This window comes from Pontibacter populi (assembly GCF_019336435.1).
Taxonomy (GTDB): domain Bacteria; phylum Bacteroidota; class Bacteroidia; order Cytophagales; family Hymenobacteraceae; genus Pontibacter; species Pontibacter humidus.
This window is the reverse complement of record NZ_JAHWXQ010000002.1, coordinates 834,883-851,647: the sequence shown is the minus strand read 5'-3', so window position 1 is coordinate 851,647 and position 16,765 is coordinate 834,883. Positions and strand designations below refer to the sequence as shown.

The following is a 16,765-nucleotide window of genomic DNA, read 5'->3' as shown; positions in this document are numbered from 1 at the left end:
TAACCAACTATAAAAACAGAAAAGGAGCAGCTCTATAGTTGCTCCTTTTCTGTTTTTATAGTTTCCGTTTCAGGGTTATAAAACTATAGCTATACTTATTCTTCTCGTCTGGCTCGTGTTTTTCTTCGGATGTTACTTCCCAGTTGTTTTCATCAATTTTAGGAAAGAACGTATCGCCTGCAAACGAATGGTGCACGCGCGTGAGGTAGATAGTATCTGTTTTAGCTAAGGCTTGTTTGTATATTTCAGCCCCGCCGATTATGTACACGTCCTGATCTATAGTTTGGGCTTCGGCAATAGCTTCATCAATGGAGTTGACAACGATACAACCTGAGGCTTCAAAGTCCTGCTGACGGGTAATGATAACGGTGGTACGGCCCGGCAATGGCTTTCCGATTGACTCGTAAGTTTTACGACCCATTAAGATCGGGTGACCTATGGTCAGGTTTTTGAAATAACGCAGGTCGGCGGGCAGGTGCCAGATAAGCTGGTTATCTTTCCCGATTACGTTATTTTCGGCAACGGCTACAACTATAGCGATCATATTTTACAGGTTAAAAGTATAGCCACGCAACAAATCAGCAAGCGGCATGCGTTTTTTGCCTTCCATTTGCAGGTCAACTATAGATATAGCGCAATCTGAAGTTTTTATATGCACAAAGGTCTTGTTGTCGGTATAAACTGTTCCGGGAGCACCATCGTATCCAGCATTTTCCAATACTTCTACTTTAAAGATCTTGAAGGTTTTATCGCCTAAACGGGTCCAGGCGGTTGGGTAAGGGGAGAGGCCACGCACAAAATTACGAACCTGTTCCGCCGGCTGATCCCAGTTGATCTCGCAGGTTTCTTTAAATATCTTTGGTGCATGTTTCAGTTCCTCAGATTGAGGTTGCGGCATCGGCTTCACATCGTCCTGCTCTATAGCCTGAACTGTTTGAAGCGCCAGTTTTGCGCCTTCATGCTTCAGCTTTTCGTACATCGAGCCAAAATCATCTTCTTCCAATATTGGCACACGTGTTTGAAGCAGCAAGTCTCCGGTGTCGATCTCATGTTTCAGGAAAAAGGATGTAACGCCGGTCTCTTTTTCGCCATTGATGATGGCCCAGTTAATAGGAGCAGCACCACGGTACTGAGGTAATAACGAACCATGAATGTTGAACGAACCCAGCGGCGGCATATCCCAGACAACTTCCGGCAACATTCTGAAGGCAACTATAGTCTGCAGGTCGGCCTGGTAGCTGCGGAGTTCTTCCAGGAAAGCTTCAGACTTTAGGTTAGTAGGCTGTAATACCGGAATGTTCTGCGAAACGGCGTAATCCTTTACCGGTGATTGGTGAATTTTCTGGCCGCGGCCTGCTGGTTTATCGGGAGCGGTAACTACAGCAACTACGTTATAGTTGTGTTCAACTAAGATCTGTAAAGTGGGCACAGCAAAATCGGGTGTACCCATAAAAATAATGCGTAGGTCTTTCGGCATAGTCTTATTCAGCGTCGGGGTAAAGCAGGTATTTTTTGCGTAAGGTTTTATAGTTTGCTAAAGCAGGCTCCCAACTGGCCCGGATTTCTGCTTCGGTTTTTCCGGCTACGATCTGCTTTCTTAGTTCTGAAGTACCGGCCAGGTTCTCGAAAAAGTTGTTGAAGAATTTATCCTGCTGGGCAGAGTTCTTATAAAAATCGATCAGGTAGGCCAATGTAAAAGGCTGCGCCGTAGCCGGGTCTGTTAAGTTCTTGCCATAGCAAACCTGGTTTTTATAAGGCGGCTCGGTTGCACCCGGCGTGCTAACCGGCGTAAACGAGAAATCCTTGAATTTATAGTTGGGGCTACCGATAACCTGGAAAGGCGTAGGTGTGCCACGACCAACGCTTACATTGGTACCTTCGAAGAGGCAAAGCGACGGGTAAAGAATAATGGCCTGCTGGTTAGGCAAATTTGGTGATGGTTTTACCGGCAAACTATAAGGTAAACTATGGTTATAGTTGGCAACAGGTATAACCGTGATTTTGGCCTGACGCTGACCTTCCAGCCATTTCTCACCGTTTATCATGTTTGCCAGTTCGCCAACCGTAAGTCCATGAACGATCGGAATCGGGTGCATGCCTACAAACGACCGATGTTCCGGCTCCAGCACAGGTCCATCTATATAATTACCATTCGGGTTAGGGCGGTCAAGAATAAGTACTTCTTTGTTTTGCTCGGCAGCAGCTTCCATTACATAATGCATGGTGCTGATGTAGGTGTAAAAGCGTGCGCCCACATCCTGGATATCAAAAATAAGGACATCGACATTGGTAAGTTGCTCGGGAAGTGGCTTTTTGTTTTTGCCGTACAGCGAGATAATTGGTAGACCGGTTTTGGTGTCTTTTGCATCTTTTACATAGGCGCCTGCATCGGCTTCACCACGGAAACCATGCTCCGGTGCAAAAATAGTTGTGATCTTAACACCACGGCTCAATAGGGTATCCACCAGATGACTTTCGCCAACTATAGATGTCTGGTTTACCACCATGCCTACACGTTTACCCTGCAGTTTTGGCAGGTATAGGTCCAGTTGTTCGGCACCGGTCTGCAGTGGCTTTGCTACTTCGGGAGTTGTTTCAACTATAGCTGGCTTTTGCTGTTCCGGTTGCTGGGTTGGGGTTTGCTTGGGTGCGCAACTGCCCATAGCCAGCAGCAACGAAGTATAAAGTATAAACAGTGGCTGTATCATAATTGAGAAGAAGTCAAATTTCATACCTATCTTTAAGGCAGTTTATCCTGTTTTAACGCGTGAACATATCCAAGTACATATCCGAAAAAATATCAGGGGTTAAATCCGGTTCGTTTACGGCGTCGGTTACAAAAATAGCAATTATAAGTATAGCTGCCGGCATTGCCATCATGATTGTGTCATTCGCAATTCTGGAAGGCTTCCGTAACGAGATCCGCGACAAGATATTCAGCTTTGGAGCGCACCTGCAAGTTAACAAATACGATACCAACAACTCTTACGAAGGTGCCCCAATCAGCAACAATATTGGCCTTTCGGAAGCAGATTCTATTCCCGGTATAAAGCAGATACAGGCATTTGCCCGCAAAACCGCTATCGTGAAATCCGAAGAAGAAGTGCTGGGCGTGGTGCTGAAAGGCGTAGGCAAAGACTATGACCTGAGCTCGATGCAGAAAAACCTGGATGCCGGAAGACTGCTCTCCTATAACGATACTGCGTCATCAAAAGAAGTAATGATGAGCCGGCGCGTGGCCGAAAAACTGCGTTTAAAAGTTGGCGATGAGGCTATTTTCTATTTTATCCAGAATCCACCGCGTGCACGAAAACTAAAAGTATCCGGCATTTTTAACACGGGTCTGGAAGAGTTTGACGAAGTATTTGTGATAGGAGATATAAAGCTGATTCGTGAACTGAACAACTGGCCGGATTCTATTTCGGGCGGGATGGAGATCATGATCACGAATTTCGACCAGATTGACCAGGTGGCAGACGAAGTGTTTGAACGCATGAACTATGACCTGCAGCTGGAAAAAATAACCGACCGCCATGCGCAGCTTTTTGACTGGCTGAAACTGCTGCGCAAAAACGTGATTATTTTCCTGGTGCTCATCATTTTTGTCGCCACGTTCAATATGGTATCTACGGTATTTATCATGATCATTGAGCGGATAAATATGATCGGGGTACTGAAAGCCGTCGGGGCAACTGACAACCAAATTCGGAAGGTCTTTTATTTCCGGGGACTACATTTAACGCTGCGTGGTATGCTGTGGGGAAATATAGTTGGATTAGGTTTTTGCGCCATTCAATATTACTTCAAAATTATCCCGCTCGACCCTGAAAACTACTACATGGATACAGTGCCGATCAGTTGGAACTTCGGGATTATAGTTGTGCTGAACATCATTACCCTAGGTATGACGATGCTGGCTATACTTATACCTGCCGCCATGGTAGCCCGCATTAAACCAGTAAAAGCTATCAAGTTTGATTAAGGGTAACCAACTATAAAACAGGAAAGCCATACCCGCAAGTATGGCTTCTCTGTTTTATAGTTACCTATTAAGACCTAGCAGTGTGCGCAGCTCCTGCTAGCGTCTGACTGCTACAATGGCAGCAAAGGACACTGAAGTATGATATTGGGATTCGGGCAGATCTGCTCAAAATGTGCTCTGTCTGATGCAGCAGCTACACCCGGGAAATCGCCTGAGCGGCCTTCCATAGTTGCCATTACCTGGAAATGCAGGTGCGGCGGCCAGTCTCCGTTCTCCGGGTAGTTGCCAAGCCAGGCAATGCGGTCGCCTTTCTTAAATGCCTTTCCAACTTCCAGTCCTTCCAACGATTTGCGGCTCAGATGGCCATACAAGGTATAAAAAGTAACGCCTTCCAGTTCGTGTTGCAGGATTATAGTTGGGCCGTAATCCCCAAAGTTATTATTGTCCTGGAAACTATGAACTATAGCATCCAGCGGTGTAAATATCGGTTTTTCAGCTTCCATCCAGATATCTATTCCTAAGTGCAGGTTGCGGCTTTCGGCAGCGGCATCGAAGTGTGAGCTGCGTCTGTAAATAGACCGGTCTTCAAAGTAACCACCTACGCCTATAGTTGCTTTTTGCTCAGCTAGCATCTGGTTTACGGCTTCGTTAAAAGTCGCGGTATCAACCAAATCGGTTTGCTGCAGCAAGGTGTTGGCAGCCGTAAAATCAAGACGGCACACTACATTACTTTGCAGGTTGGCGTCGATAACCGGGGCAAAGGCAGTAGTGTGCCGTCTCAGCAGTTCGCTAAGTTCTGTTGTTGTTTTCATTCACTCTATAGTGCAGCCAATTTGTAGCTGCGGGCGCAAGTATAAGAAGTTAATTTACTTCTTCCACAAACTTAGAGAGTGTTTTTAAACTTTTAGTTTTACCAAACAGCTCTTCCGATTTACGGCTATAGGCCATGGCGGCTTCCTGCAGGGTCTCGAAAGTACCCAGGTTGATACGCTGCTTGTTATGGTGGATGATGGCTCTGTATTTCTGAGCTTCTTTATGCACACCACGTACGCCAAGTTTGTTCTCGGTTTTGGTAGTGTTGCGCACAATTTTGCAAAGCGGTGCCCATTCCAGGTTCTCGCGGCGGCAGTCTAATTTGTTGCCGTTTTTGAAGTGCACGTAAAGCTTTATGTTGCTTTCCTGCTTCTCCAGGAGCTGTTCGCCGATAAGTTTATGCAAATAGATCGTCTCGTTGCGGTACTTGCCATTCTTTAGCGGCCAGTTCTTCTGGAAGAAGGCATAGCCGTTAGAGTGGATGCGCAGGTGCTTTAAGAATTCGATCTGCTGCAGATATGCGTTTTTCTGAATGTACTCGTAAGTGTGGTCATCTACCACTACGGTTTTTTCACAGTTTTTGAGCGTGAGTTTATAAAGCATCACAGTTTTATTGTAGTAAGGTGTTAGAACGGTAATTGAGCTGGGGTCTTTTACCCATTTTGTTTCTGAAACAGCTCAACAGCACAAAGTTGCAGTTTTTTCCTCAATCTTTATACACGCTGTTTTCAGTTTTGGTCTTGTACGTATACTTTATAGAAAAGCGTTGTGTTTTAATAAAAACTTTCTGACAACAACTAAGTTTATTGTAACTTTCCACTTGTAAACAGGCTCTAAAGCATACATCATCAATATAAACTATAAACTAAAATGAGTAACTCTTACCACACACTGAAAATTGCGGACATCACCCGCGAAACTTCAGATGCTGTTACCCTTCATTTTGAACAACCACAGAATCAAACTATAAACTATAAGCCCGGCCAGTTCCTTACCTTAATTATTCCGTTCGAAGGTAAAAAAGAACGACGCTCTTACTCGCTTAGCAGCACCCCGCACGAGAACACGTTATCGGTAACTATAAAGCGTGTGCCAGGTGGTAAAGTATCTAATTACTTACTTGATAATGCAGCAGTAGGGCAGGAGATTGAGATAATGGAGCCGCTTGGTAACTTCTGTATTACCTGCGATGCCGCCGAAACCCGCAATGTTATATTGCTGGGTGCTGGTAGTGGTATTACGCCGCTTATGTCTATACTTAAAGGCGTGTTGCGCGAAGAGCCAAACAGTAAAGTAACACTGCTATACGGTAACCGCGACGAGAATTCCGTGATCTTTAAAGACCAGCTGGAGCAGCTGCGTGCCGAGAACCCGGACCGTTTACAGATTGCTTACATCTATAGCCAGCCAAAGCAGAATTGCGAGTATCGTGGCCGCATGAACCAGAGTCTGATGATTAAAATTCTGGAGCGCTTGCAGCTGTCCAGGATCAGCAACGGATTGTACTTTATGTGCGGGCCGGAAGGCATGATGGACGAAGTAAAGAAAGCTCTGAACGTATTGCATGTGCCATCTGATAAGGTTTTCAGGGAAAGCTTTGTGAGCAGCAAACTAACCGGCGAACCTGATTCGAATGAGCACGGCAACGTGAGCGCTACCGACGAAGACGAGATAACCACCCAAACCGTAACCATCATTTACGAAGGTTCAGAATACAGCGTAACTGTAAACCCGGACCAAACTATACTGGAAGCTGCTTTAGATCAGGATGTAGACCTGCCTTACTCTTGCCAGGCTGGGTTATGTACGGCTTGTCGTGGCAAATGCCTGAGCGGAAAAGTGCACCTGGATGAGCGCGAAGGTTTGTCGGATGCCGAACTGGATGAGGGATATGTACTGAACTGCGTTGGCCACCCGCTCACCAGCGATGTTGTTATCGAGATCGGATAGTTAAAATTCACGTATAAAATAAGAGCCATATCTTTTGTAGATATGGCTTTTTTTGTACTTTCAGCGGAAGTACCTATATTACACTTTTATAATATATGTTAGCATTATGACCAATGTATCTGCAAACTTAATTATACCTAAGCGAAAGCGACGCACCTACCTGCCTGAAGATTTTAAAGTAGAAACCTGGGAAGCCCTGCAACCTTCTTTTGAAGAACTGAAGAACAGGGAAATTACTAATGTAGAAGAGCTTGAAAGGTGGATGGCTGACCGCAGCGAGCTGGAAAGCATGTTGTCGGAAGACATGGGCTGGCGCTACATTCGCATGACCTGCGACACACAGAACGAAGAAAGTACCAAAGCCTTTCAGTATTTTGTTTCTGAGATCGACCCAAAGATTGCGCCTTACGACCACGAACTGAACAAAAAGCTGATGCACTCGCCTTATGTGAATGCGCTGGATAAGAACAAGTATAGAATTTACCTGCGTGGTGTAGAGCGTGCTCTGGAAATTTTCAGGGAAGAGAACATTCCGCTAAACACTGAGATCAGTACCAAACAGCAACAATATGCCGCTATAACCGGCACCATGACTGTAACGCTGGATGGCGAAGAAATGACCCTACAGCGCGCTGCCGACCGCATGAAGCAGAACGACAGAACTGTGCGCGAAACTGCCTGGAGAACGATACAGGATCGACGCATTCAGGACAAAGACAAACTGGATGAACTGTTTAACGAACTGCTGAAGCTACGCACGCAAGTTGCTAAAAACGCTGATTTCGATAACTTCCGGGATTACATGTTTGCCGCACTTGGCCGCTTCGATTATACCCCACAGGATTGCTTCGATTTCCATACTTCTATCAAAGAAACTATAGTTCCGCTGCTTACAACTATAGATCAGGAGCGCAAGCAGAAACTGGGTGTAGATGAATTGAAGCCCTGGGATCTGGATGTGGACCCGTCTGGTAGAAAACCGTTGGAGCCTTTTACTTCCGGCGAAGAACTGCTGGAAAAAACTGTTCAGGTATTCTATAAATTGGATACGTATTTAGGTGATTGCCTTGCTACGATGCGCGCCATGGGCCACCTGGACCTGGAATCAAGAAAAGGAAAAGCTCCGGGCGGTTATAACTATCCGTTGGATGAGATCGGAGTACCGTTCATCTTTATGAATGCAACTACCAGCCTGCGTGATGTGATCACCATGTTACACGAAGGTGGCCACGCTGTGCATTCTTTCCTGACCCGTGAGCTGACGCTTAACTCATTCAAACACCCGCCTTCAGAAGTAGCTGAGCTGGCGTCGATGTCGATGGAGCTGATCTCGATGGATTACTGGGATACGTTCTTTGATGACGAAGACGAACTGCGCAGGGCCAAAAAATCGCATCTGGAAAGTGTACTGGAGACATTCCCGTGGGTGGCTACAGTTGATAAATTCCAGCACTGGATTTACGAGCATCCGGAGCAGACAACGGAAGAGCGCAAGCAGGAATGGGTGAACATTTTCGACCAGTTTAATCACCAGTTAGTTGACTGGACCGGACTGGAGCAGTACAAACCGTACATGTGGCAAAAGCAGCTGCACATTTTTGAAGTACCATTCTATTACGTAGAGTATGCCATGGCGCAGCTGGGCGCAATTGCTGTCTGGAAGAACTATAAGGAGAACCCTGCTGAAGGATTGGCAGCTTACAAGCGTGCGTTGAGCTTAGGTTATACTGTTTCGATCGGGGAAGTGTACGAAGCAGCTGGTATCAAATTCGATTTCAGCACAGCGTATATCAAAAGCCTGGTTGATTTTGTGCAGCACGAAATGGAGCAACTATAAACTATAAAATTTGACTAATTTTGAGCCCTGCTAGCAATAGCAGGGCTTTTTAGTTTAAGTAGAAGATCGGCGCTAAGTTTAGGTCGTAAAGTTATAGTATGATGAATAGGTTTTGGGTGTTTCTGGTGTTGGTAACTATAGTTTCTGGTTGCACAACAAGTGAGTTGTCGACAGAGCCTGTAGATGTGGCGGTTGGAGAGAGCAGATTACCCTGTAGTGTAATAGGTGTGTGGCGTGGCGTAATACCATGCGCCGATTGCCCGGGCATAAACTATAACCTGAGCCTGAACGAGGACAATACGTTTGAAGAAATGATGACTTACCAGGAGCGTGACGTAGAACCCTTTAGCCGAACCGGAACCTGGAACATCACCGATGGCACACTTACACTTGTTGCCCAAGACACAACCCGTACCCAATTCGACTTATCGATAGGTGGGGAACTGCACATGCTGGACCAATCCGGCAAAAGAATAACGACCAACCTGGCCGACAAATACAGGCTTCGGAAAGACGATAACCTATCACAAGCGAGCCCGGAACTATGGAATGAGAAACGCAGGCTGGGTGTAGATTTTGTAGCAACCGGCAATGAACCAGGCTGGGCATTGGAAATTGACCAGGAGAAAGGCATGTACTTTAAAACGCTGCCTTCCGAAACTATAGCTATAGAAACAGCCATACCCGAGATCGTAAATAAGGGTAAAACCATCACCTATAAAGCCACTGCTGAAACCGGCGACCTTATAGTTGAATTAACTGCACAGCCCTGCGAAGACACCATGTCGGGGAAAATGTCTACGCACACGGTTCGGGTAAAAGCTAAGGGAATAGAGTTTAACGGCTGCGGAATGTTTCTGAATACGAAGAGTGAAGAGAAATAACCTGCACCTTTAAAACAGAAAAGCCAGCTAAACTATAGCTGGCTTTTCTGTTTTACATTAATTTGCTTAAAGCGGTTTAAACTGCTCAAACATCTGTTTACAGTTGTTGCAGTAGTGCATCGAGCGGCAAAGTGTCGGGCCGAATGGTGTTCTCATATCTGTGTTATCGCTATCGCAGTACGGACACTTTACATGTTCCAGAATATCGAGATCAAGTATCAGGTCATACTTTGGTGGCGGTGCCAGGCCAAACTCTTTCAAATGCTGACGGCCTTTCTCACTTAGTTTGTTACTGTCCCAGGGACTATCGAAGGTCATGTTAACCATATAGTTGCTGATACCATGTTTCTCCAGCGTACGTTCCACATCTTTCTTCATGTAGTCCATGGCAGGGCAACCGGCAAAAGTAGGCGTCATGTTCACCGTTACGTGGTCATCTCCAGAAACTTCTACACCCGTAATCACACCAAGATCCACCAGCGACAACACCGGTATCTCAGGGTCTTTTACTTCCTCCAGCAGGGTTAATATGTTTTCCTTAGTTAAGCTCATGTTTTTGTGATGACGAAAGACTATTTGACAAAGGACAAAAGAGGTATATTAATTATGAATAGGGTCATTTATCTTTTGTCAAAAAATCCTTTGTCAAAAAAATTACCATTCAGCAGTTGGGTCTATCTTAAATACTTCGGCCATCTCGTCCAGCAGCGGTTGCAAGTGCTCTGTATGCTCTCCATAACGTCCACCAAACTTAGGTTCTATAGTTGCCAGGTCAGGAAGTTTCAGGTCAGTTTTATCTATTACAGCCTGAATACGCTTCAACCACTCAGTTTTCACAGCTTCCTCGCCAGCATACACACCAGCATCGATCAACTCCTGCTCATACTTCGAGTTCTCGAACATTGCTAAGGCATAAGGCAATGCTTCATTCAAAGAAGATTGTAAACGAAGGATAGCTTCTTCGGTAGAGGAACCCAGGTTTTTGATCCAGGTATTAGCGTGCAGCACGTGGTACTTTACTTCGCCTTTCAGTTTGGTAGCAACCTTGGCAATAGGCTCGTAGCTTGATTGCGAAAGCATCTCAAAACGGATGATCTCAGCGTTGTCATACAAAAAGTGGCGGATCAGACTGAAATCGTATTCACCGTTTGGCAATTCAACCAACTGGCTATTATGAAACTGGTTGGCATTTCGGGTAAAAGCAACTGTATCCGGATCCGCTTCGCCAAGTTCCTGCAGCAAGGTGTAAAATGCCAGACTATGGCCGATCTTATCCTGAGCCATCGACGAGAAAGCAATATCCTCTTCCAGTATTGGGCCAAAGCCAGTCCACTCAGAGTTGCGGTGGCCAAGTATAAGCTGGTCGTCTGCCAGTTTGTATAACAGGTCTTTTATCGCTAGCTCGTTCATTATTGCGCAGTTGTAGGTTTGTTCTCTTCTTTATACTTCGTGATCTTGTCCATTACTTTGTAGGCAATGGCTTCGCGGTATTTCTTCTCCGGAATGGTAGTCCACATATCCTTGTCTTCTTCCGCAGACTGCAGCACATCTTTCGATTTTACTACCCACACGTTCACAATCGGACCTTTCTCACCGAAAGCGCTTTTTGCTTCAGCTAATGCTTCCGGGTAAGATGTTGCCATCACACGTCCGGCATGCGTATGCGCTTTGCCGCGCTTCTTCAGGTGGAAGATCTCGTAAGGCTCGGGTTGTTCGCTGCGCTGAGTTGGCTCGTCGAACTGAATAGTGTCGTACACATTCTCGTTATCATTCCCATAAGGGGTTACCTGAATGTTCTCGGTGCGCGCAATCCAAAGGCCTGTGCAGGCAAAACGGCGGCTATACTGCTCTTTCGCAAACAGGAATGCCACGTCTTCGTTAGGCGCATGAACGGGGCCAACATAAGTATAAGCAGTACCTTCCTTTTTCTGATGGAAGGCTTCATATGTTTCAAACTGATCCAGCTCCGGTTTCGGCTCCATAGCAGGAACTTCACCTTCCGGCAGGTTCAATCTCGTTACTCTTGGGTCAAGTGACTTTAAGCTCATAGTCTTTAATTATGAATTAAAAATTAGAAATTAGAAATGGGTGTTTCAAACTATAGTTTGGCAATCCAGATCAATTTCTAATTCATAATTTCTAATATGCATTGGCTATGCCAATGGACGAACGTATTTTGCTTTCGGGTTAAGCAGGGCTCTGCGTACCCATGCACCGCGCTCTTCGGCGGTACGGCGAACGGCAAGGCGCTCCGCGTTGCAGGGGCCATCACCATTGATCACGCGCTTAAACTCATCCCAATCCGGTTCGGTGAATTCCCACTGGCCGGTTTCCATGTTCTTTTTCAGTTTCGGATCCGGAACAGTTAAACCAAGTTCCCAGATCTTTGGCACATACATATCCAAGAACTGCTGACGGCACTCGTCATTCGACGCCATCTTCACTTTCCAGCGCATCAGCGTTTCGGTGTGCGTGCTCATTTTATCAGACGGACCGAAGAACGTCATGATCGGTGGCCACCAGCGGTTAAGCGCAGCCTGAATCATCTCGCGCTGCTTTGGTGAACCGGTTGCCATATGTACTACAGCATCGTGGCCATACTTCAGGTGGAAAGCTTCTTCAGCACAGATACGCTCCAAAGCTCTTGAATAAGGACCGTAAGAACCTTTGGCATTTGCCATTTGGTTAACTATAGCACCCGCATCAATTAGCCAGGAAATAATATTAGAGTCTGCCCAGGTAAAAGCAGGGTAGTTAAATACGTTAGAGTATTTTGATTTTCCGCTGATCAGGTCAGTCAGCATTTGCTCGCGTGACTTGCCGAGTGTTTCAGCGGCAGAGTATAACAACTGTGCGTGGCCTACTTCGTCCTGCACTTTAGCCATCTGCGCCATTTTACGACGGAAGCCCGGAGCACGAGTGATCCAGGTGCCTTCAGGCAATGCGCCAATGATCTCCGAGTGCGCGTGCTGCTCGATCATGCGGATCAGCTGCTTGCGGTATAGTTCGGGCATCCAATCGGTTGGTTCAATCTTTTCGCCGCGGGCAATGCGTGCTTCAAATTCTTCTAATTTTGCAGGATCTTCGACCTGCACATCATCGAATTTAGTCGCTTCAAAAACGTTTCCTCCTCCGTACATAATATTTATAGTTTAAAGGTTCAGTAAAGGTGCCGGACCGTAGGTGGCGGTCCGGCGATTAGTTAGTTTGTATTTGGCGCGTATTAAGTTTGTTTAAGTCCGTTAAGTAGCATAGTTGCCAGGTTAGTGGCAATTTCTTCAGCGTTCATTTTCCCTTCGGGCTTATACCAGGTATGTATCCAGTTCAGGGCCGAAAGTATAGTTAAGACAGCAAATTTCTCATCAGGCACTTTAAACTCGCCGGCTTTAATACCTTCGCGAATTATTTCTCTAAAGTGTACTTCGTAGCGGTTACGCAATGCTAAGAATTCAGCATGGTGCGGTTCGCTTAAGTGGCGCCACTCGTGCAGGAATACTGCCGATGCTTCCGTGTTTTTGGTCAGCACTTTTACATGCGCTATAATGGCTGCTTGCAATCTTTCAGAAGCAGAAGCATTGCGTACATCAGCCTGGTCAATAGCTTCGAAAAACTCATTTGCCATCCGGAAGCAAACACGCTGCAGAATCTCTTCTTTAGACTTGATATGAGAGTAAATACTGGCAGCTTCGATACCCAGCTGGTTTGCCAGGTCGCGCATAGACGTAGCCGAAAACCCCCTGTTTTTAAAGAGTGCTGTAGCTGTTTGTTCTATTTGTTCTTTCCTGCTCAAAATTACTTCCATATATAACTAACAAATGTAAACAACCTAACGTTCGTTAGCAAATTTTATAACGAGGTTTTATAGGTGAGGGTTTTGGTTTAAAATGGTATCTAGGGGATTGATGGATTGGAGCGAGTTGTCGGTTATAGTTCATAGTTAAGGTGGTCCAACCACCCCTTTATCCCCTCCTTATCTAAGGCGGGGAGTTTTTTCTGCTACTTCTGCGTCTGTCATCCTGAAAGGATCTTGGTAGAGGGTCGGTAAGACCTTTGCTATGGTTCATCAGATAGTTCTGTAGTTACGGTTTTAACCCACCCCTGCCCCTCCCGAGAGGGGAATTTCGGCTTTGCTATAGTTAGTGGCTATCATTTTATAGTTGCCGCTTTAACACCCCTATAGTCCCCTCAAGGGGACAATTGCTGCCTATACCAATTTTCGAAATATAGTTTTATAGTCTATGCCCACGAGCAGGGCAGGTTTACCTGTCCCTTCGAAAATTATCACCACGATAAATCTCGAAGCGAGCAAGTTCAAACTATAGTTTAATAGTAATATGAGAAATGTTTCAGTCTTTGGGTTGAGCGCCTTGTAGATTTCTGGTGCCGCAGGCATTTCGAGGTACGAGAAAAGGAAATGTACACCGCGCGATGCCCAAAGACGGGGCCTCCCGGCCGTGAGGGCACCAAGGCTGAATTGAAACGATAGGCAAGTAGAGTTCCCAGGATTAAAGAAAGCTATGAAAGGAAGGCTAGGTTCGGATAGTAATGAATCGAACTAGAAGCTGAGATGAAGCTGAGATAGATTTCTCGCTACACTCGGAATGACATAAGAGAGACTGACAAAAGAGAAATTATAGTTGTATAAGATTTCTCACAACTGCAAAGGCTCTTTTCTACTCGCGTCTCGATCAAATACTCATAATGAGAAAATAAGAATGACATTAATCCCCAATACTAAAGGTCGAAATGATATTTAGAAGAATAGCACCACAATGCTTCATGACTTTCTTCATAATCTCCCGAGCATTACATCAAGTCTTACGTATATTTGAATTCCAACCCTTACCCAATCAAACTATAAATAGTAGTTATATGAATGATACTGCCACATCTGCTGAAAAACTGAAAATGGACTTTGTGCATTATGAAGTTCATGATAGAGTAGGTTATGTCACCCTGGCAAGAGCAGAAAAAAGAAATGCCCTGAACTACGAAGTAGTGTCGGAACTAAAGCAGGCTTTTGCCTATGCCGAAGAAGATGAAGCCTGTAAAGTTGTAGTGCTTCGCGCAGAAGGTAAAGTGTTTTGCGCGGGCGCTGATTTAGAATACATTCAGAAACTGCAGGACAACGACTACCACGAAAACCTGGCCGACTCTACACACTTAATGGAGCTTTTCAGGCTGATCTATACCTTAAAGAAAGTAGTAATTGCCCAGATACACGGGCATGCTATTGCTGGTGGATGCGGGCTGGCTGCGATCTGCGATTTCGGGTTTGCAGTACCGGAAGCGAAGTTTGGCTACACCGAGGTAAAAATCGGCTTTATACCTGCCATCGTTAAAGTATTTCTGTTACGCAAAATAGGAGAGTCCAGGGCCAAGCAATTATTACTTACCGGAGATTTGATTTCAGCTGCTGAAGCGGAGCAATATGGTTTGGTAAACTATGTGGTACCTGCTGAAGAACTGGAGCAACGTGTGTTTGCGTTCGCACAGAAACTATGCGTAGAGAATTCCAAGCAATCTATGGAAGTAACTAAGGAGATGATTGCGCGCGTGCAGGAAATGAGCCTGGAAGGTGGTTTGCAATATGCGGTCGAGATGAATGCAGTGGCAAGAAGCTCCGAAGATTGCCAGCGCGGTATTGCCGCTTTCCTCAACAAAGAGCCTATCAATTGGTAAAATCTGTTTAACTTTTAAAACTATTTCTTAAACTTGCTGTTTCTTGGGTATGCTGACAGGAATCGGAATCATGCTCTTAACCTTTGTAGTTATGGAAGTCGTGGCCTGGGTCATGCACAAATATGTACTACATGGTTTTTTATGGTTCCTGCACAAGTCGCACCACACCCGGCACAATCATGCATTTGAGCTAAACGACCTGTTTTTTGCCTGGTATGGCACACTGGCTATGCTGTTCTTTATTTTTGGCAGCGAGCCGCTGGACTACAGGTTCTGGATAGGAGCGGGCATTACCTTATATGGGGTTGCTTACTTTCTGATTCATGATGTATTTATTCACAGGCGTATAAAAGCGTTTGGTCGTACGTCTAATGTTTATTTTAAAGCATTAAACATGGCGCACAGGGTACATCATAAATCATCCGGGAAAGATGGCTCAGAGTCGTTTGGAATGTTGTGGGTGTCGCCGAGGTATTTTAAGGCAGCAAGTGAAGTAGTAAATAAAAAGGATAAACGTGGCGCAGTACACCATTAAAGAACTGGAACATCTTTCGGGCATCAAAGCCCATACCATCCGGATTTGGGAGCAGCGGTATAATATCCTGTGCCCCAAACGTACGGAAACAAACATCAGATATTACGATGACAAGGATCTGAAAACACTCCTGAATGTATCGTTGCTGAACGAGAAAGGCTATAAGATCTCAAAAATAGCCCAGATGCAGCCCGATCAGGTAATTCAGAAGGTGCAGCAGCTTTGCGAGATTCCCGGGGAGTGCTCGCAGCACATCAACAACATGATGTCGGCTATGCTGGACCTGGACGAGGAAGCGTTTGATAAGGCCATCTCCACTGTAGCCTTACAGCTGGGCTTTGCCGAAGCGATGAATCGCCTGGTCTATCCCTTCCTGCATAAGATCGGGATACTCTGGCAAACCGGTAACATAACGCCGGCACACGAGCACTTTGTAAGCAACCTGATCCGCCAGAAACTTATAGTTGCCATTGATGGGCAGGTAGTACGAAGGAAGCCCGATACACCATCTTACCTTTTATATTTGCCCGAGGGCGAACTGCACGAGTTGGCGTTACTATACATGAACTATGTGGTAAGGTCGCATAATTTCCCGGTGATCTACATGGGGCAGAACCTGCCGTTTAGTGATCTGGAATTGACGTATGCACTTACCAAGCCTAAATATATCTGTACGGTGCTTACTTCAGCGCCGGACCGCGACCAGATGCAGAATTATCTGAAGAAACTAAGCGAAGCCTTTCCGGAAGCTACCATTTATATCTATGGTATACTGGTACAGCAGGAGCAGTTAGTGTTCCCTGGTAATGTGAAACGACTGGCCTGCATGCGCGAATTTACAGAGCTCTTTCGCTAAATTTATACCTACCACATACACTAATGCCTGCCCGTACCGTTTAGAGTACAGGCAGGCATATTTTTTTTGTCCGTTAACCCCCTCATTTCAATAGTATTACTAGATAAAAAGCCGAAGTTGTAACTTTGTTTAACCGTTTTGACAAAATAATTAAACAAAATGCTTTTTATTTTCAGAAAGCTACGTATATTTGTTTATAGTTTTAGATAAAAGTATAAACAAAAAG

At 45.5% G+C, this 16,765-nt stretch carries 17 protein-coding genes; 7 read left to right on the top strand and 10 right to left on the bottom strand.

Annotated features, from left to right (window positions below; translation table 11 throughout):
* Positions 1-55 precede the first annotated feature (55 nt).
* The 3 genes from KYK27_RS10220 to KYK27_RS10210 are packed head-to-tail and all read right to left on the bottom strand — an operon-like array spanning position 56 to position 2,732.
* Complete coding sequence (locus KYK27_RS10220; RefSeq protein WP_199109911.1) at positions 56-544, bottom strand: dihydrofolate reductase; 489 nt, start codon at positions 542-544, stop codon at positions 56-58.
* A gap of 3 nt (positions 545-547) precedes the next feature.
* Positions 548-1,477 carry a methionyl-tRNA formyltransferase gene (gene fmt, locus KYK27_RS10215; protein WP_199109910.1) on the bottom strand — a complete coding sequence of 310 codons (930 nt, stop codon included), beginning with the start codon at positions 1,475-1,477 and terminating at the stop codon, positions 548-550.
* A gap of 4 nt (positions 1,478-1,481) precedes the next feature.
* Positions 1,482-2,732, bottom strand: coding sequence for an exo-beta-N-acetylmuramidase NamZ domain-containing protein (locus KYK27_RS10210; RefSeq protein WP_233150366.1), 1,251 nt, complete (start codon positions 2,730-2,732; stop codon positions 1,482-1,484).
* A 35-nt stretch (positions 2,733-2,767) separates the two neighbouring features.
* Here KYK27_RS10210 and KYK27_RS18515 point away from each other — a divergent pair, with 35 nt between their 5' ends.
* A complete protein-coding gene (locus tag KYK27_RS18515; RefSeq protein ID WP_199109909.1) occupies positions 2,768-3,982 on the top strand; it encodes an ABC transporter permease in 1,215 nt (404 codons plus the stop codon).
* Between the two features lie 110 nt (positions 3,983-4,092).
* Here KYK27_RS18515 and KYK27_RS10200 read toward each other — a convergent pair whose 3' ends face one another.
* On the bottom strand, positions 4,093-4,794 hold the full coding sequence (locus tag KYK27_RS10200; RefSeq protein WP_199109908.1) for a peptidoglycan DD-metalloendopeptidase family protein: 702 nt from the start codon (positions 4,792-4,794) through the stop codon (positions 4,093-4,095).
* A gap of 49 nt (positions 4,795-4,843) precedes the next feature.
* Positions 4,844-5,398 (bottom strand): HNH endonuclease, encoded by a 555-nt coding sequence (locus tag KYK27_RS10195; RefSeq protein ID WP_187033103.1) that lies wholly within the window; start codon positions 5,396-5,398, stop codon positions 4,844-4,846.
* A gap of 267 nt (positions 5,399-5,665) precedes the next feature.
* Here KYK27_RS10195 and KYK27_RS10190 point away from each other — a divergent pair, with 267 nt between their 5' ends.
* The 3 genes from KYK27_RS10190 (at position 5,666) to KYK27_RS10180 (ending at position 9,466) form a co-directional block, all read left to right on the top strand.
* The gene (locus KYK27_RS10190) at positions 5,666-6,745 is read left to right on the top strand and encodes a ferredoxin--NADP reductase (RefSeq protein ID WP_199109907.1); all 1,080 of its coding nucleotides are present in this window, start codon (positions 5,666-5,668) and stop codon (positions 6,743-6,745) included.
* A gap of 106 nt (positions 6,746-6,851) precedes the next feature.
* A complete protein-coding gene (locus tag KYK27_RS10185; protein WP_199109906.1) occupies positions 6,852-8,582 on the top strand; it encodes a M3 family oligoendopeptidase in 1,731 nt (576 codons plus the stop codon).
* Between the two features lie 98 nt (positions 8,583-8,680).
* Positions 8,681-9,466, top strand: coding sequence for a copper resistance protein NlpE N-terminal domain-containing protein (locus KYK27_RS10180; protein WP_199109905.1), 786 nt, complete (start codon positions 8,681-8,683; stop codon positions 9,464-9,466).
* Between the two features lie 66 nt (positions 9,467-9,532).
* Here the strand turns inward: KYK27_RS10180 and paaD are convergent, their stop codons facing one another.
* From paaD to KYK27_RS10155, 5 genes are all read right to left on the bottom strand, one after another.
* The gene (paaD, locus tag KYK27_RS10175) at positions 9,533-10,018 is read right to left on the bottom strand and encodes a 1,2-phenylacetyl-CoA epoxidase subunit PaaD (RefSeq protein ID WP_199109904.1); all 486 of its coding nucleotides are present in this window, start codon (positions 10,016-10,018) and stop codon (positions 9,533-9,535) included.
* A gap of 102 nt (positions 10,019-10,120) precedes the next feature.
* Positions 10,121-10,876: a 1,2-phenylacetyl-CoA epoxidase subunit PaaC gene (gene paaC / locus KYK27_RS10170; protein WP_199109903.1), complete on the bottom strand. Its 756-nt coding sequence runs from the start codon at positions 10,874-10,876 to the stop codon at positions 10,121-10,123.
* The gene (locus tag KYK27_RS10165; RefSeq protein WP_199109902.1) at positions 10,876-11,514 is read right to left on the bottom strand and encodes a phenylacetic acid degradation b; all 639 of its coding nucleotides are present in this window, start codon (positions 11,512-11,514) and stop codon (positions 10,876-10,878) included. The genes paaC and KYK27_RS10165 overlap by 1 nt, the downstream gene beginning before the upstream one ends.
* A gap of 105 nt (positions 11,515-11,619) precedes the next feature.
* Positions 11,620-12,606 (bottom strand): 1,2-phenylacetyl-CoA epoxidase subunit PaaA, encoded by a 987-nt coding sequence (gene paaA / locus KYK27_RS10160; RefSeq protein ID WP_199109901.1) that lies wholly within the window; start codon positions 12,604-12,606, stop codon positions 11,620-11,622.
* 83 nt (positions 12,607-12,689) lie between these two features.
* Positions 12,690-13,268 (bottom strand): TetR/AcrR family transcriptional regulator, encoded by a 579-nt coding sequence (locus KYK27_RS10155; protein WP_233150365.1) that lies wholly within the window; start codon positions 13,266-13,268, stop codon positions 12,690-12,692.
* A 1,106-nt stretch (positions 13,269-14,374) separates the two neighbouring features.
* Between KYK27_RS10155 and KYK27_RS10150 the strand changes: the two genes are divergently transcribed.
* From KYK27_RS10150 to KYK27_RS10140, 3 genes are read left to right on the top strand one after another with little or no spacing between them, the layout of a single operon-like run.
* The gene (locus KYK27_RS10150; protein ID WP_199110231.1) at positions 14,375-15,148 is read left to right on the top strand and encodes an enoyl-CoA hydratase/isomerase family protein; all 774 of its coding nucleotides are present in this window, start codon (positions 14,375-14,377) and stop codon (positions 15,146-15,148) included.
* A gap of 49 nt (positions 15,149-15,197) precedes the next feature.
* Entirely contained in the window at positions 15,198-15,683 is a 486-nt protein-coding gene (locus tag KYK27_RS10145) for a sterol desaturase family protein (RefSeq protein ID WP_199109900.1), read from the top strand.
* Positions 15,664-16,539, top strand: a complete 876-nt coding sequence (locus tag KYK27_RS10140; RefSeq protein WP_199109899.1) for a MerR family transcriptional regulator — start codon at positions 15,664-15,666, stop codon at positions 16,537-16,539. Before KYK27_RS10145 ends, KYK27_RS10140 begins: the two co-directional genes overlap by 20 nt.
* Positions 16,540-16,765: the final 226 nt, after the last annotated feature.

Bases quoted from the DNA above. Each gene is read 5' to 3' on its own strand.
- KYK27_RS10150 (WP_199110231.1), top strand. From the start codon at position 14,375: ATGGACTTTGTGCATTATGAAGTTCATGATAGAGTAGGTTATGTCACC.
- KYK27_RS10210 (WP_233150366.1), bottom strand. From the start codon at position 2,732: ATGAAATTTGACTTCTTCTCAATTATGATACAGCCACTGTTTATACTT.
- paaD (WP_199109904.1), bottom strand. From the start codon at position 10,018: ATGAGCTTAACTAAGGAAAACATATTAACCCTGCTGGAGGAAGTAAAA.
- KYK27_RS10185 (WP_199109906.1), top strand. From the start codon at position 6,852: ATGACCAATGTATCTGCAAACTTAATTATACCTAAGCGAAAGCGACGC.
- KYK27_RS10180 (WP_199109905.1), top strand. From the start codon at position 8,681: ATGATGAATAGGTTTTGGGTGTTTCTGGTGTTGGTAACTATAGTTTCT.
- paaA (WP_199109901.1), bottom strand. From the start codon at position 12,606: ATGTACGGAGGAGGAAACGTTTTTGAAGCGACTAAATTCGATGATGTG.
- KYK27_RS10145 (WP_199109900.1), top strand. From the start codon at position 15,198: ATGCTGACAGGAATCGGAATCATGCTCTTAACCTTTGTAGTTATGGAA.
- KYK27_RS10220 (WP_199109911.1), bottom strand. From the start codon at position 544: ATGATCGCTATAGTTGTAGCCGTTGCCGAAAATAACGTAATCGGGAAA.
- KYK27_RS10200 (WP_199109908.1), bottom strand. From the start codon at position 4,794: ATGAAAACAACAACAGAACTTAGCGAACTGCTGAGACGGCACACTACT.
- KYK27_RS10195 (WP_187033103.1), bottom strand. From the start codon at position 5,398: ATGCTTTATAAACTCACGCTCAAAAACTGTGAAAAAACCGTAGTGGTA.
- fmt (WP_199109910.1), bottom strand. From the start codon at position 1,477: ATGCCGAAAGACCTACGCATTATTTTTATGGGTACACCCGATTTTGCT.
- KYK27_RS10155 (WP_233150365.1), bottom strand. From the start codon at position 13,268: ATGGAAGTAATTTTGAGCAGGAAAGAACAAATAGAACAAACAGCTACA.
- KYK27_RS10165 (WP_199109902.1), bottom strand. From the start codon at position 11,514: ATGAGCTTAAAGTCACTTGACCCAAGAGTAACGAGATTGAACCTGCCG.
- KYK27_RS10190 (WP_199109907.1), top strand. From the start codon at position 5,666: ATGAGTAACTCTTACCACACACTGAAAATTGCGGACATCACCCGCGAA.
- paaC (WP_199109903.1), bottom strand. From the start codon at position 10,876: ATGAACGAGCTAGCGATAAAAGACCTGTTATACAAACTGGCAGACGAC.